The sequence below is a fragment of the Acidocella sp. genome, assembly GCF_050253495.1.
In the GTDB taxonomy this organism is placed as follows: domain Bacteria; phylum Pseudomonadota; class Alphaproteobacteria; order Acetobacterales; family Acetobacteraceae; genus Acidocella.
The window spans coordinates 62,083-76,155 of the sequence record NZ_JBFWIX010000009.1 but is presented as its reverse complement, the minus strand read 5'-3'; the positions used below and the strand labels follow the sequence as shown (position 1 = coordinate 76,155).

The 14,073-nt window shown below is 64.6% G+C and carries 13 protein-coding genes, 1 tRNA gene and 2 pseudogenes; 5 read left to right on the top strand and 11 right to left on the bottom strand.

Annotated elements, in window-relative coordinates:
- Nucleotides 1-5: 5 nt before the first annotated feature.
- The 3 genes from AB7D48_RS09005 to AB7D48_RS08995 form a co-directional block, all read right to left on the bottom strand.
- Nucleotides 6-1,451, bottom strand: coding sequence for an aldehyde dehydrogenase family protein (locus AB7D48_RS09005; RefSeq protein WP_427977936.1), 1,446 nt, complete (start codon nt 1,449-1,451; stop codon nt 6-8).
- 130 nt (nt 1,452-1,581) lie between these two features.
- Nucleotides 1,582-2,493 carry a helix-turn-helix domain-containing protein gene (locus tag AB7D48_RS09000; protein ID WP_427977934.1) on the bottom strand — a complete coding sequence of 304 codons (912 nt, stop codon included), beginning with the start codon at nt 2,491-2,493 and terminating at the stop codon, nt 1,582-1,584.
- Between the two features lie 375 nt (nt 2,494-2,868).
- A tRNA-Ala gene (locus AB7D48_RS08995) sits at nt 2,869-2,944 on the bottom strand.
- Between the two features lie 143 nt (nt 2,945-3,087).
- Between AB7D48_RS08995 and gltX the strand changes: the two genes are divergently transcribed.
- From gltX to der, 4 genes are read left to right on the top strand one after another with little or no spacing between them, the layout of a single operon-like run.
- Complete coding sequence (gene gltX, locus AB7D48_RS08990; protein ID WP_427977932.1) at nt 3,088-4,437, top strand: glutamate--tRNA ligase; 1,350 nt, start codon at nt 3,088-3,090, stop codon at nt 4,435-4,437.
- Nucleotides 4,438-4,467: 30 nt separating this feature from the next.
- Entirely contained in the window at nt 4,468-5,133 is a 666-nt protein-coding gene (locus tag AB7D48_RS08985; protein WP_427977930.1) for a tetratricopeptide repeat protein, read from the top strand.
- Between the two features lie 8 nt (nt 5,134-5,141).
- Nucleotides 5,142-6,446: a PQQ-binding-like beta-propeller repeat protein gene (locus AB7D48_RS08980; RefSeq protein ID WP_427977928.1), complete on the top strand. Its 1,305-nt coding sequence runs from the start codon at nt 5,142-5,144 to the stop codon at nt 6,444-6,446.
- A complete protein-coding gene (der, locus tag AB7D48_RS08975) occupies nt 6,439-7,785 on the top strand; it encodes a ribosome biogenesis GTPase Der (protein ID WP_427977925.1) in 1,347 nt (448 codons plus the stop codon). The genes AB7D48_RS08980 and der overlap by 8 nt, the downstream gene beginning before the upstream one ends.
- A gap of 83 nt (nt 7,786-7,868) precedes the next feature.
- Here the strand turns inward: der and AB7D48_RS08970 are convergent.
- The 8 genes and pseudogenes from AB7D48_RS08970 to AB7D48_RS08935 all read right to left on the bottom strand — a co-directional run.
- Nucleotides 7,869-8,474 (bottom strand): annotated as a pseudogene (locus AB7D48_RS08970) (methyl-accepting chemotaxis protein); the annotation flags it as partial.
- A gap of 396 nt (nt 8,475-8,870) precedes the next feature.
- A pseudogene (locus AB7D48_RS08965) lies at nt 8,871-9,251 on the bottom strand (PAS domain-containing protein); the annotation flags it as partial.
- A 196-nt stretch (nt 9,252-9,447) separates the two neighbouring features.
- A complete protein-coding gene (locus tag AB7D48_RS08960; RefSeq protein ID WP_427977923.1) occupies nt 9,448-9,837 on the bottom strand; it encodes a hypothetical protein in 390 nt (129 codons plus the stop codon).
- A 73-nt stretch (nt 9,838-9,910) separates the two neighbouring features.
- The gene (locus AB7D48_RS08955) at nt 9,911-10,354 is read right to left on the bottom strand and encodes a periplasmic heavy metal sensor (protein ID WP_427977920.1); all 444 of its coding nucleotides are present in this window, start codon (nt 10,352-10,354) and stop codon (nt 9,911-9,913) included.
- An 8-nt stretch (nt 10,355-10,362) separates the two neighbouring features.
- On the bottom strand, nt 10,363-10,629 hold the full coding sequence (locus AB7D48_RS08950; protein ID WP_427977917.1) for a hypothetical protein: 267 nt from the start codon (nt 10,627-10,629) through the stop codon (nt 10,363-10,365).
- Nucleotides 10,626-11,180, bottom strand: a complete 555-nt coding sequence (locus tag AB7D48_RS08945) for a sigma-70 family RNA polymerase sigma factor (protein ID WP_427977915.1) — start codon at nt 11,178-11,180, stop codon at nt 10,626-10,628. The genes AB7D48_RS08950 and AB7D48_RS08945 overlap by 4 nt, the downstream gene beginning before the upstream one ends.
- A gap of 77 nt (nt 11,181-11,257) precedes the next feature.
- Nucleotides 11,258-13,054: an ABC-F family ATP-binding cassette domain-containing protein gene (locus AB7D48_RS08940; RefSeq protein WP_427977913.1), complete on the bottom strand. Its 1,797-nt coding sequence runs from the start codon at nt 13,052-13,054 to the stop codon at nt 11,258-11,260.
- A 45-nt stretch (nt 13,055-13,099) separates the two neighbouring features.
- Nucleotides 13,100-13,474, bottom strand: coding sequence for a hypothetical protein (locus tag AB7D48_RS08935; protein WP_427977911.1), 375 nt, complete (start codon nt 13,472-13,474; stop codon nt 13,100-13,102).
- A gap of 84 nt (nt 13,475-13,558) precedes the next feature.
- Between AB7D48_RS08935 and AB7D48_RS08930 the strand changes: the two genes are divergently transcribed.
- Nucleotides 13,559-14,050, top strand: a complete 492-nt coding sequence (locus AB7D48_RS08930; RefSeq protein WP_427977909.1) for a flavodoxin family protein — start codon at nt 13,559-13,561, stop codon at nt 14,048-14,050.
- Nucleotides 14,051-14,073 lie beyond the last annotated feature (23 nt).

Here is a 14,073-nt window from a genome sequence, read left to right as displayed (position 1 = left end):
CCTGCTCAGGCCATGATGACTTGCATTTCGGTGTTTTCCAGCAGCCCAGCCTGGCCAAATTCCACGCCAAGGCCGGACATTTTATGCCCACCGAAGGGGGCATGGGGCTGCACCATGCCGTGCTTGTTCAGCCAAACCGTGCCACATTCCAGACGGCTGGCGACGGCACGGGCAGCGGCAAGATTGGGCGACCAGACGGAGCCGCCAAGCCCAAAGGGGCTCGCATTGGCGGCCTGCACGGCCTCGTCCAGATCGTCATAGCGGATGACCGGCAGAATTGGGCCAAACTGCTCCTCATCCACCAGCGCATCGCCATTCTTCAACCCCGCCACCAGCGTGGCGGGGAAGAACAGCCCCTCGCTTGGCTCCCCGCCGGTTATGAAACTGCCTTTGCCCTTGGCGGCCTCCGCCAGGCGGCAGACAATATCGAATTGCGATTTGTTGCTGAGCGGCCCCAGGATACTGTCTTCCTCAAGGCCATTGCCCATCTTCATCCGCGCCACCACGCCACCCAGTTCTTCACAGACGCTCTCATGGAGTTTGGCTGGCACATAAAGGCGCTTCAGAGCGGCACAGGTTTGCCCGGTATTGATGAAGGCGGACCAGAACAGCCCCTCGGCAATCTCGGCTGGATTACAGTCTGGCAGCAGGATGGCGGCGTCATTGCCTCCCAGCTCCAAGGTAAGACGCTTGAGGGTTTCCGCGCCGCCACGCATGACCTTTTGACCGGTGGCGGTTGAACCCGTGAAGACAATACGCTTGATGCCCGGATGCATCGCCATGCGGGCGCCTATGCCACCATCCTTATCGGTGCCGCTGAGCATGTTGAGCACGCCGGGTGGCAGGTGGCGGCTGAACAACTCGGCCATGCGCAGACAAGCCAGAGGCGTGCCCGGCGCGGGTTTGGCCACCACCGTGTTGCCCGCGCGCAAAGCCGGAAGAATATGCCACATCGTGATTAGCAGCGGCCAGTTCCAGGGCGTGATGGAACCAACCACGCCGAGCGGCTTGCGCAGCAGTTCAATTTTACCGGTGGCGTCATCTTGCAGCGTTTCGCGCGGCACCGTCAGCCCGGCCGTGTAGCGGGCCCAACCGATGGCGCCTTGGAGTTCGAAGCGCGAGCCAATACCGTTGAGGGGTTTACCCTGTTCCTGCGTGATCAGACGCGCCAATTCTTCGGCATGCTCGGCCAATGTGTCGGCAAAGGCGTTGCAGGCGGCGGCACGAACTTCATCGGGGGCCGCGGCCCAACCCGGAAAGGCACGGCTGGCGGCAGCCACGGCAGCGTCCAGATCCGCTGACGTTGCTTCCGGCGCCGAACCGACCACCCCGCCCGTGGCGGGGTTGCACACCTCGTAGCGTGCAACGCCAGGGCGCAACGCACCATCGATTAACAATCCGGCCTCGACGGCTGTTGGTGGCGCCGGTTCCAAAATCTGTTGCGCTTGCACGATGCCATCTCCTGAAACTGATTGAAGCTGAGGTCAGGCTAGAGCAAGCTGGCGCCGCCTTTCTTGGACCAGAGCGACAGGGAGATTGGCTTGGTGCGTCATTGCACCGCCCAGGCGGGAAGCGCAGACCTTACACCGATGCGCCGGGGGGAATGCCGAAACGCTCCCGGAAGGCCCGGTAAAAATAAGATAGATCGTTGAAGCCATGAGCAAAGGCGATGTCGCTCACGGAGCGCTCGCCACGCCTGGCCAAGGCAAGACGGCTCTGCTCCAAGCGAACCTGCTGAATATGCGCGCGCGGTGTGGAGCCGATATCGGCGAACAGACGCTGCAACCGCCGCAGCGGAATATTGAGTTGCTCGGCCAGCAGCCTCGGACCAAATTCCGGGTCAGCGTAGGACCGGTCGATCAGCCGCAAGGAACGTGCGAGCAAATCTTCACCCTGGGAGGAAGACGTGCCGCTTACCTCCGCCAGACAGACTCCCATGATATTGAGCAGCGCATCGGCCAGCACCTTGGCCCCGGCCGCCTCAAGACCTCCCTGGCTGAGGCGGCGCAGCAAGGTTTGCACGATGCCCGCGAGATCATGCTCGCGCCGGAACAGTAACCCGCCCCTGGCTTGGCCGCCAAAGCGGGCCTGTATCTGGTCGCGGGGGATATGCACGGAGAGCTGTTCGCAATAGCCGGTGGAGAAATCGAACGTACTGGGCTGACTACTATCCAACAGCAAGAGATCTCCCCGGCGCAGCCGCGCGCTGCATCCGGCTTGGGCCATTTGCGCCTGGCCCTGGATGCCCAGCACCAGCACGAAATGGTCGATGTCATCACGTTTGATGCTCAGCCTGTCGCGGCGGGCCAGAGGCGCGTCCAGCCCGACACGGGCAAATTCCAGCCCGCCATGGTGAAACAACCCGGCACAGGCACGCAACCGCCCATCCGCCGCGCGAGGCGTGACAGAATAACTCCCGCAAACTCCACGTAATGCCGTCCGGAAAGCCTCGATATGAGAGAAGCGGACGGGCTGAAAAGTTTCGATGCTCATGGCCCTCACAACGGTTGCAGCCAACAAAACAAGCAGAAAGACAAGGTCAATTCAGGTTGATGCCCAAAATACCACATAATGAATGAAATTTCACCTTATTTTTCGTGGTAATAATTAATTGAAATTACAACAGCATAAATTTTGGGCTTAACTTCACGGTCGACCGCATCGCCAACCCGCCCAGGCTTTTCACGGCGAATGGGCGCTAGCCGGTTAATTTTATGGCGGGGTAACAGCGAACAGCTTGATATATCGACCGTTTGCGACATTGCCGCTCTTGATTTTCATCCCATCGCGTCGCGCTCATCCGCAGCGGCGCGAAACAGCTCAAAGATTAATTCCGGGGGAAAATCACCGATGCCTAAACAAGGCCTTTGGTGGAGCTAAGCGGAATCGAACCGCTGACCTTCTGCATGCCATGCAGACGCTCTACCAATTGAGCTATAGCCCCGTGCCATTCGGTGGAGGGGCGTATAGACCGGCCCACGCCACGGATGCAAGAGGGCTTGGCAAGAAAAACTCATCCACTTCATACGCGCGGTTCCGCGCCGCTTCGCCTTCCCCCCGTCCGCAAAAAAGGCTAACCCCCCGATAATGGTCAAAGTCCGCTTCGCCCCCAGCCCCACCGGTTATCTGCATGTCGGCAATGCCCGCGCCGCCCTGGTGAATTTCCTGTTTGCCCGGCACGAGGGCGGGCAGCTCCTGCTCCGCCTGGACGACACGGACACAGCGCGCGGCCGCCCAGAATACGAACAAGGCATTTACGACGACCTGCGCTGGCTAGGCATTGAATGGGACGAGCAGGCCCGCCAATCCGACCGCCTCGCCCGTTACGAGGAAGTCGCCGAGGCGCTGAAAAAGACCGGGCGGCTTTATCCCTGTTTTGAGAATGAGGATGAGCTGGCCGCCAAGCGCGCCGCCCTCATCCGCCGCAAGCTGCCCCCGGTCTATGACCGCGCGGCCCTGGCCATGACCGCCGAACAGCGCGCCGCCGCCGAAGCCAACGGCAAGACGCCCTATTGGCGCTTCAAGCTGTCGGACGAGGCGGTGAGCTGGAACGATCTTGTGCTGGGCGGGCGCAACATCAAGCTGGCCACCGTGTCGGACCCGGTGCTGATCCGCGCGGACGGCACACCGCTTTACACTTTCACCTCGGTGGTGGACGACGCCGATATGGGCATCACCCATATTATAAGGGGTGAGGATCATGTCTCGAACACGGCGGTGCAGATCGACCTGTTCCGGGCGGTTGCCCGCGCGCCCGTGCCACGTTTCGCGCATCTGCCGCTCATCTCCGGTGGAGACGGGGAGAAACTCTCCAAGCGTATCGGCTCCATCTCCTTGAAATCGCTGCGCAAGGATGGGATCGAACCCGCCGCGATCACCGCCTATCTGGCGCGGCTGGGCACCAGCAAGGATACCGCCCCCCTGCCTCTGTCGGAACTGGCCGCGCAATTCTCCCTAAGCGATTTTTCCCGCTCCCCCCCGCGTTTCGACGCCGCCCAGCTGCTCGGGCTGAACCGCAAGCTCCTGCACCACATGCCCTATGAGGCCGTGCGCGACCGGCTTCCCGAAGGGGCAGGCCCGGATTTCTGGGAGAGCGTGCGCGGCAATCTGGACCTGTTGAGCGAGGCGCGGCGCTGGTGGGCGGTGGCGCGCGGTGAAATCACAACACCCGCCCTGCCCGGGGCGGCCCTGCCCGTGATCGAGGCCGCGCTGGCTTCCCTGCCTGCGGAGATGACGCCGCAAAGCTGGAAAGGCTGGACCGCCGCCATCGCCACCGCCACCGGCGCCAAGGGCAAGGAGCTCTACCAGCCCTTGCGTCTGGCTCTCACCGGTGAGGAGCACGGGCCGGAGATGGCCCCCCTGCTCAGCCTGATGGGCAGCGCGCGCGCGGCCCGGCGCCTGAGCGCCTGCGTTGCCGCCAGCGCCCACCCCGGCTAAGACAAACCCGGCAAAGAGGAAAAAAGCCGCGTGGTCGATATTCTAGACGAGATTGCAGAAGATATTCGCCATGAGCGGGCGCTGAAGCTCGCCAAGCGCTATGGCGGTTTGCTGGTGCTGGTCCTCATCCTGATTCTGGCCGGTGTGGCCGGGCAGGAATATTGGCAGGCGCACAAAACCAAACAGGCCGAGGCCGCCGCCACGCGTTATCTGGCGCTGACCCAGCAGGTGGACGAGCCAAACGGCGACATAACCCCCGCCCAGGCCGAAACCACCGCCAAGACATTGATAACCTTCTCCGACACGGCCCCGGAGACCTATAAGACCCTCGCCCGGCTACGAGCCGCGGCACTTTACGCGAATGCGGGGGAGACTTCGAAGGCCGCGGCACTCTGGACGCGAATCGGCGCCGACGAGGCCGCCCCCACCTTGCTGCGCGACGCCGCCAACCTGCTCTTCGCCCAGCATGAGCTGGGTATCGCCAAGGATTCCGACATTCTGGCCCGGCTGCAGCCCATGGTACAGGCACGCAACTCTTATCACGGCCTGGCGCGTGAGATGCAGGCCATGGCCTACCTGAACGAAGGCAACACGGCGATGGCCAAATCCTTCTTCACCCAGGTGCAGGACGACCCCAGCGCCCCCCAAGGCGCGCGCAACCGCGCCCAGGCCATGCTCGCCAAGCTAAACGGATGAAAGAGCCCATGATTCGCCGCCGCACCGCGACCCTCGGCCTGTTCGGCCTGCTCGCCTCCTGCTCAACCCCGAAAAAACCCATTCCCGGCCTGCAAGTGCCCGTTCTGCCGGACCAGACGGGCATGGATCTGTCCCCTAACGCCCCCACCGTTGCCTTGCCCACCGCCACGCCACTCAGCGCCTGGCGGCAAACATTGGCCAACCCGGCCCATGCCCCCGGCAACGTGGCTGGACCGCTCGGCTTCAAGCCGCGCTGGCACACGGGCATCGGCAGCGCGGGCGGCTACCGCCAGCCCCTGGCGGCCAGCCCGCTGGTCTCTGGCGGACATGTCTTCACCATGGATGCCGACGCGCATATACGCGCCCTGTCCCTCGCGGACGGCACCACGCTCTGGCGCACGGACACACGCCCCAAGCACGCCTCCAACCAGAATATCGGCGGCGGCATCGCCTTCGAGGCCGGCAAGATCTATGCGAGCACCGGCTATGGCGAGGCATTGGCGCTGGATGCGGATTCCGGCAAGATCCTTTGGCGCCAGCCGCTTGATTTCGCGGCGCGCTCCGCCCCTCTGGTGGCGAATGGGCTGGTGGCCATCGTCTGCCAGAACGACCTGTTGCTGACCTTCGACATGCAATCCGGCACCCCGGGCTGGCGTTTCACCGGCGCCGTGGGCACGCCGCCCATGACCGCCGCCAGCGTTACCGGTGCCCCCGCCTTCGCCGACGGCATTCTCGTGGCGGGGTTTTCCACCGGCCTGCTCGCCGCCATCGACAGCATGTCCGGCACCCCGGTCTGGGAGCAAAGCCTGGCGGCCGGCTTCGGCCAGGCCAGCTCGCTCGACCTTTCAGACGTGGTGGCCGCCCCGGTCATCGCCAGCGGCGTGGTCTATGGCATCAATATCGGCGGCGCCTTCATGGCTGTCGATTTACATTCCGGCGCCAAGGTCTGGACCCATCAGGCCACCGGCTCACAGCCTCCCGCCGCCTCCGGCGGTTTCCTGTTCCTGCTGGATGCCAGCCAGACCCTGTTCGCCGTGCATGCCGATGACGGGCTGGTCAGCTGGGCCACCCAACTGCCCGCCTTCAAGAACGAGAAAAAGAAGCGCAACCCCATCATATGGTCGGGCCCGGCTCTGGTGAATGGCAACCTGATCGTGACCAGCGACCATGGCGAGGCCGCCCTGGTGAATGCCGTCTCCGGCAAGCTGACCCAAACCCTGAAACTGGGCGCTCCCGCCGACATGCCCCCCATCGCGGCCGGTGGCGTGCTGCTGCAGCTCACGCGCGATGCGCGCCTGACAGCCTATGGCTGAGCTGCCGCGAATCGTCATCGCCGGCCGGCCGAATGTCGGCAAATCCACCTTGTTCAACCGGCTCGTCGGCAGCCGCTTGGCGCTGGTGGCGGACACGCCGGGCGTCACGCGCGACCGCAAGGAAGCCGTGTGCGAACTGGGCGGACGTAAAATGCTGGTGGTGGACACGGCCGGTCTGGAGGAAGCGGCACCCGACACGCTGCCCGGGCGCATGCGCGCCTCCACCGCCACCGCCGTGGACCAGGCGGATCTGGTGCTGTTCGTATTCGACGCGAAATCCGGTCTGATCCCGGAGGATCGGCATTTCGGCACCTGGCTGCGCCGGAAGGACCGGCAAGTTCTGGTGGTGGCCAACAAGGCCGAAGGACGCGGCGGCATCGCCAACGCCATGGAAGCTTATGAGCTGGGATTTGGCGAACCCGTGGCGATCTCCGCCGAGCATAATGAGGGCGTGTACGATCTGATGAACGAGATCGTCAGCCGCCTGCCCGATGAGGAAACACTGACCGAGGACGAGGAGAACAAGCCACTTCACCTTGCCATCGTCGGCCGTCCAAACGCGGGCAAATCCACCCTGCTGAATTATCTGCTCGGCGAGCAGCGCATGATCACCGGTCCCGAGCCAGGCCTGACGCGCGATGCCGTTTCCGCCGATTTCGAAGGGCCGGATGGCAGACTCTACCGCGTGGTGGACACGGCGGGCCTGCGCAAGCGCGCCAAGGTGGATATAGGGCTGGAGAAAATGTCCACCTCCTCCTCGATTGAGGCACTGAAACGCGCCGAGATGGCGGTGCTGGCCATCGACGCCATCCAGGGCGTGCAGGAGCAGGATCTGCAAATCGCCCGCCTGATCGAGCGGGAAGGTCGCGCCTGCGTGATCGCGCTGACCAAATGGGACGCGGTGGAAGACCGGCCGGACGCCAAGAAAGCCGCCCTGGACCGCATCTCCATTTCACTCAGCCAGATGAAGGGCATCACCTTGGTGCCACTCTCGGCGGAGACAGGCGAAGGGGTGAAAAAACTCTTCCCCGCCATCCGCGACACATATGAGAAATGGAATCTGCGCATCCCCACCAGCCAGCTCAATCGCTGGTTCGAGGCAGCGCTTGAGCGTTTCCCACCCCCGCTGGTGGATGGGCGCCGCCTGAAGCTGCGCTATATCACGCAAATCAAGGCCCGCCCGCCAACCTTCGCCTTGTTCGGCACCCGCGCCGAGCAGGTGCCAGAAACCTACCAGCGCTATCTGGTGAATAGCCTGCGCGAAGTGTTCGAGATGCCAGGCGTGCCGATCCGCATTTATCTGCGCGGCACGGACAACCCGTTCAAGGACCGGGACTAAGCGCTCCCCTCAATCCTCATGGATATTTCATGGAGATGTGTCCGCGACACGCTCTAAATATACCGTTCCAAAAATATACCGTTCTAATGCCCCTGAAGCACGGGCACCCGACGGAAGCGTGGCTCAGCCTCTTCCGCCAGCTTGAACTTCGCCAGCAGAATATCCAAGGCTTCGGCGTCGTCATTCAGCGCGTGGCTGGCGGCGGCGGCCTGCTCCACCAGCCGCGCATTTTTGCCGCGCACCTCGTTCATCTGCATCAGGGCCTTATCCATATCGGAAAGCCCAGCCGTTTGCTGACGCGCCGATTCAGCGATGACGCCGATCATCTGGTTCAACTGCTCGACATGGCTGACGATCCGCGTCAACGCCGCCCCCGCCTCGCCCACCAACCTCACGCCGGCTTCCACCTGCGTGCCGGAGGTGGAGACCAATGCCTTGATCTCCTTTGCGGCATCGGCGGAGCGCTGGGCCAGGGCCCGCACCTCGGTGGCGACAACGGCGAAGCCGCGCCCGGCATCGCCCGCGCGGGCGGCCTCCACCCCAGCATTCAGCGCCAGCAGATTGGTCTGAAAAGCAATCTCGTCGATCACCCCGATGATGTTGCCGATCTGCCGGGACGATGCCTCGATTTCCCCCATGGCGTTCACCGCCTCGCGCACCACGCCACCTGACTGCTCGGCCTCCTTGCGCGCGCTGGTGACCACCCGTCTGGCCTCGCTGGTCCCGTCCGCGGCCTTGCTGGCGGTATCGGTCAACAGGCCCAACGCTTCCGAGGTCCGGTGCAAGGCATTCTCGGTCTGGGCCGTGCCCTGCGCCAAATCGTCGGCGGCATGCGCCATCTCTCGCGCACTGCCCCGCACGCTGCCGCCATTGCCGCGCACCGCCTGCATGGTCTCGGTCAATCCGGCCAGGGCCGCGTTGAAATTCCGGCGCAACACGTCGTATTCACCAGGAAAAGGCGATGTCAGCCGGTTTTGCAAATCCCCGTGCGCCAGCGCCTCCAGCCCTTGCCCAAGCGCTTCCATCACGCTGTGCTGTTGGCTGGCCACCGTCTCCCGCTCGGAGGCGATCAGCGCCTCCGCCTCCTTCATGGCGGTCAGATCCTGCAATGTCTCGACCACGAAGCGCGTTTCACCATCCGGACCGCGCACCGGCCCCGCGTCTATGCGTAGATAGCGCCTCTTGCCCAGCGGCAGATCGCACCAATTCTGCGCCAGCATCCGCCCATCCTCGGCTAGCTTGTCGGAATGGGCGGCATAAAGCGCGCCCGCCTTGTCCTGCGCGCCCTTCAGAACGAGATCCGCCAGGCAAGGCCGCTCCTGCGGGTAAAAACCACGCCAATGTTCCCGGGTACCCAGCACCTCCCGCGCGGCAAGCCCGGTCAGCCCGGCGCATGCTTCGTTCCAGAAGACCACAATGCCTTCCTCATTCAGCATGAACATGGGCACGACCATGTGATGCAGCATGGCCTCGAACGGTAAAACCCGCTTCTGCGCCACTTGGCCACGCTTACCCCAAAATTTCATAGGCCCGGCTCCGTTTCCGACACGCCTCATTCAAGCCGGAAAGATTTAACGAAAGCTGAGCAAATCCCGGCGGCGGGTCAGAAAACCGGATCGCCCGAGACGATCCGGCCCTGGGGCCGCGCGGGCCCAGCGGCTTTCAGGGGCTGGTGCCATAGGTGCCGGTGCTGGAATGGCCGGTGCTGTTGCCGTTCGGGCCGGAATAGGTCACCGAGCGATCATAGCTCCCATCGTTGTAAGTCGTGGTAGCTTGGCGTGAAACCTCATTGCCATTGGGGCCGGACACCGTGCCTTCGTGATTGACGTAGCCCTGGCCATATTGCGTGCTGCCCTGGCTGGTCACGGCGCGGCCATTCGGGCCGGTGACACTGCCTTGATGATTGGCATAACCCTGGCCGAAGCTGGTGCTGCCCTCGCGCTGATAGACCCGGCCATTCGCCCCGGTGACGGTGCTGCTGGAATGAAACTCCCGCGCGGCGGCGGAACCGGCGGTGAGCAGCAGCGTGGCGGCCAGCAGGTAATGACGCATGAATTATCTCCTTCATAAGCTGATGCCCCCTCTACGAAGCCCCGCCCGAACCCACTCGCGCGTTACGGAAGTTTCACGGACCGACCCCGCGCGCGGCGCGGCGCGCCTGCTTGTCGCCCAACGCGGCCATGCCCCGCCGCCCCTGCGGCGAGACAGCCCCCGCCCCCCGCAGCAAGGGGGCTTCGAAACTCGCCAGAAACGCGTCCGTGGCCAGCCGCCAGCTCGTCAGGGCTGTTTGCAGCGCCGCCGGGTCGAACGGTTCGGCGCGCAGGGCCGTGTCCACCGCCAGATGGGCGGCGCGCATTCTGGCCTGGGCGGCGCGCGCCTCCGGCCGCGCCTGCAGAAAAGCCTGGCGCATGATCCGCTTGTCCTGCCCGTGCAAGGGGCGGATCATCGCGCCTTCCACCAGCCCCACGGCCCCATGGCGCAACCGCCAAGCCACCGTGCCGCCAAAGCCGAGCAACAGGAGATTCAACAGTAAAGACCCCGCCAGCAGCCAGCGCATCCCGCTTCGCATCGTCCCTCCTAACCCAGCAGCAGGCTGATCATGGCGAATTTCACGCTCGCCCCCTGCACCACCGCCTGCCCCGCGGCGATGCCCGCCACCAGAGCGCAGGCTCCCAACCCGGCGAACCAGCCGGCCTGGCGCGGCGTGGCAAGATAAAGCAGCCAGCGCTGGGCCGGTTTCGCATCCAGCCGGGCCTCCAATGCCGCCAGCAAGACGGCCTGACGGCGCGGGTCCAGTTCCGGGGCATATTCATCGAGCCGTGCCCGCAAGGCCTCATCCTTCATTCCGCCTCTCCCTCATCCAGCAAAAGCCGCCGTAAAGCTCCCAGCCCGCGATAAAGCAGCCCCTCCAGCGCCTTTGGCGTCATACCCAGGCTCTGCGCCGCCTGCACGCCGGACAACCCCTCATAATGAACCAGCACCACCGCGGCGCGCTGGCGGTCTGGCAGAGTTTGCAACGCCACCTCGATGCGCGCCATGCGGGCGGCACGGCCCAGCGCCTCTTCCGGGTTGGGCGTCGTGGAGGGAATGGCATCATCCAGCCCCACCGCAACGCCCGCGCGCTGGCGCATGCGCAGCCGGTCCAACGCCAGGTTGGCGGTGATGCGCGTCAGCCAGGCATCGAAGGGCGCACGCCTGGGATCGAACGACCCAGCATGGCGCCAGAGCCGCAGCATCGCCTCCTGCGCCACCTCTTCGGCCTCGGCCTGGTTGCCCAGCATGCGCATGGCCAGCCTCCAGGCGCGAGGTAACGCATAACGCATGACGGCGCTGAAGGCGGCCCGGTCGCCCGCCGCCGCATCCTGCATCAAATCCGGAATACCGGGCTCCGTCATGCCCCGCGCGCCACCATCGATAACCCCCTACGCCGGCATGGCGAAAATCCCTCGCGGCATTTCTCCAGCGGGCGGGTTCAGCCGTCTTTCAGCATCTCCAGCTCCAGCCACCTCTCCTCGGCCTTTTCCAGCCTGGCATGCAGTTCCGCCAAGGCCGCCGTGGCCGCCGCGAATTGTTTCGGGTCCTTCGTATAAAGATCCGGTGCGGCGAGGCGCTCTTCCAACCCGGCCATCTGCGTCTGCATCCTGGCGATGTCGCCGGTGAGCTGTTTCAGCTCATGTTGTTCCTTGAAGGAGATTTTTGGCCGCGCCGCGGCGGCGGGCGCCTGGGCAGGCTTCGGCGCGGGTTTTTTCTCGGTTTTTTCGGCCTTCGCCGCTTCCACGCCCGCCCCGCGCTGGGCCAGCATGTCCGCATAGCCGCCGGCATATTCCACCCAGCGCCCCCGCCCTTCGGACATCAACACCGAAGTGCAGACACGGTCCAGAAAATCACGGTCATGGCTGACCACAACCACCGTGCCTGGATAATCGCCCAACATCTCCTGCAACAGATCCAACGTTTCAAGGTCGAGATCGTTGGTCGGTTCATCCAGCACCAGCAGGTTGGAAGGCTTGGTCAGCGCCAAGGCCAGCAGCAGCCGCCCGCGCTCCCCGCCCGAGAGCGTACCCACCGGCGTGCGCGCCTGCTCCGGCTTGAACAGGAAGTCCTTCATATAGCCGATCACATGCCGCGCCTGGCCTCCCACCACCACCTGGTCGCTAGTGCCGCCCGTGAGCGTATCCGCCAGCGAGGCCGTGGGGTTCAAATCCGCCCGCTGCTGGTCCAGCGTCACCACATCCAGGGCCGAGCCCAGCCTCACCGCACCGCAATCAGGCGCCAACTGCCCCAGGATCAGCTTCAACAAGGTGGATTTACCCGCCCCGTTCGGGCCGACAATGCCCAGCCTGTCCCCGCGCAGCACGCGAAAGGTGAGGTTATCCACCACCCGCTTCTCACCGAAGCTCTTGGAAATGCCGTCCGCATCCACCACGATCTTGCCGGAAGTCGCGGCATCCAGGCTGGCCAACTTCGCCAGCCCCAGCTTATGGGTGAAGTTGCGCCGCTCGGCGCGCAGGCTCTGCAACCCGGCCAGGCGTTTCACATTGCGCTTGCGCCGCGCCGTCACGCCGTAGCGCAGCCAATCCTCCTCGCGGGCGATCTTGCGGCCCAGCTTGTGGAATTCCTGCTCCTCCTGCTCCAGCACCTCATCGCGCCAGGCTTCGAAATGCGCGAAGCTCCTGTCCAGCCGCTTGGTCTGCCCCCGGTCCAGCCAGACCATCGCGCGGGACAGATTTTCCAGAAACCGCCGGTCATGGGAGATCAGCACCAATCCGCAAGAGAGCGATTTCAGCTCGCCCTCCAGCCATTCGATGGCGGGCAGGTCGAGATGGTTGGTCGGCTCGTCCAGCAACAGCAAATCCGGCTCGGGTGCCAGCGTTCGGGCCAGCGCGGCGCGGCGCGCCTCACCGCCCGAGAGATGGCCAGGCTTTTCATCGCCGGACAGCCCCAGCTCGCCCAGCAGATAGCGGGCGCGATATTCATCGTCATTCGGCCCCAGCCCGGCCAACACATAGGCCATCACATTGGCGAAGGCGGAGAGGTCCGGTTCCTGCGGCAGATAGCGCATGGTCGCCCCCGGCTGGAAAAACCTGGTGCCGGAATCGAAGGGGATCTCACCGGAAGCAATTTTCAGCAAGGTGGACTTGCCCGAGCCATTACGGCCCACGAGACAGACGCGCTCCCCCGCGCCGAGGGACAGCGTCGCGCGCTCCAGAAGCGGCGCGGCGCCGAGTGTCACGGAAATATCGGTCAAAAGCAGAAGGGGCGGCGCCATGCGGGCTGTTTGGCCCAAGCGCCGTCCCGGTTCAAGCCATCCGACTCATTGCGGCAGGGGCTGCGCCCGGCCGGAGGTGGTATAGCTGGAAGATGGCGCCACGGGTGCCACGGGCGCCACGGCGGTCGGCTGTTGCGAGGCCGGCGGCGGCGCGCAACCATCCTGTGCCGCACCATCCTGTGCCGCATCCGCCGCGGGGGTGGCATTCACCGCGCCGCCATGCTTGTCCTGATAATGCCGCCCGGCCTCGAACCCCCGGTCATAGGAAATCCGCTCGGCCTTTTTCAGGTCGGACGCCGTGATCACGGGCCCCAGCGCGACCGGCTGCCGGGGCGCCTGGAAGGACGGCGCGGCACAACCCGCCAGCGCGATCATCGAACATAACAGCACCGTGGCACGGAGAGAACGGAAAGCAGGCATCATTGCCCCCTGCATAGCCCAGCTCCATCCGCGCGTCACGCGGGCGGCTTTTCCCGTCCAGCGGAAACGGGCAAGCTGGCACATGTGAAAACATTGCTCATCGTTTGGCACAGCCTGACCGGCGGCACGGCGCAAATGGCCGAGGCCGCCGCCCACGCCGGCGGAACACAGGAGGATGTGCAAATCCGGCGGCTTCGAGCCCCAGCGGCGGGGCCTGAGGATGTTCTGGCGGCGGACGGCTATCTCTTCGCCACACCGGAAAACCTCGCCGCCATGGCGGGACTAATGAAGGATTTCTTCGAACGCTGCTATTACCCGGCACTGGGGCGGACCGAAGGGCGCCCCTATGCCAGCCTCGTCTGCGCCGGAACGGACGGCACCGGGGCCGCGCGCCAGATCGCCCGCATCGCCACTGGCTGGCGGCTGCGTGAAATCGCCCCGCCGGTGATCATACGGACCGGCGCACAGACACCGGAAACGATATTGGCCCCGAAACATCTCGCCACGGCAGCCCTTGCCCCCTGCGCGGAACTTGGCCAGGCCATGGCGGCGGGGCTTGCCATGGGCATCTTTTAAACGCGTCCTCCCAAATTGAGGAA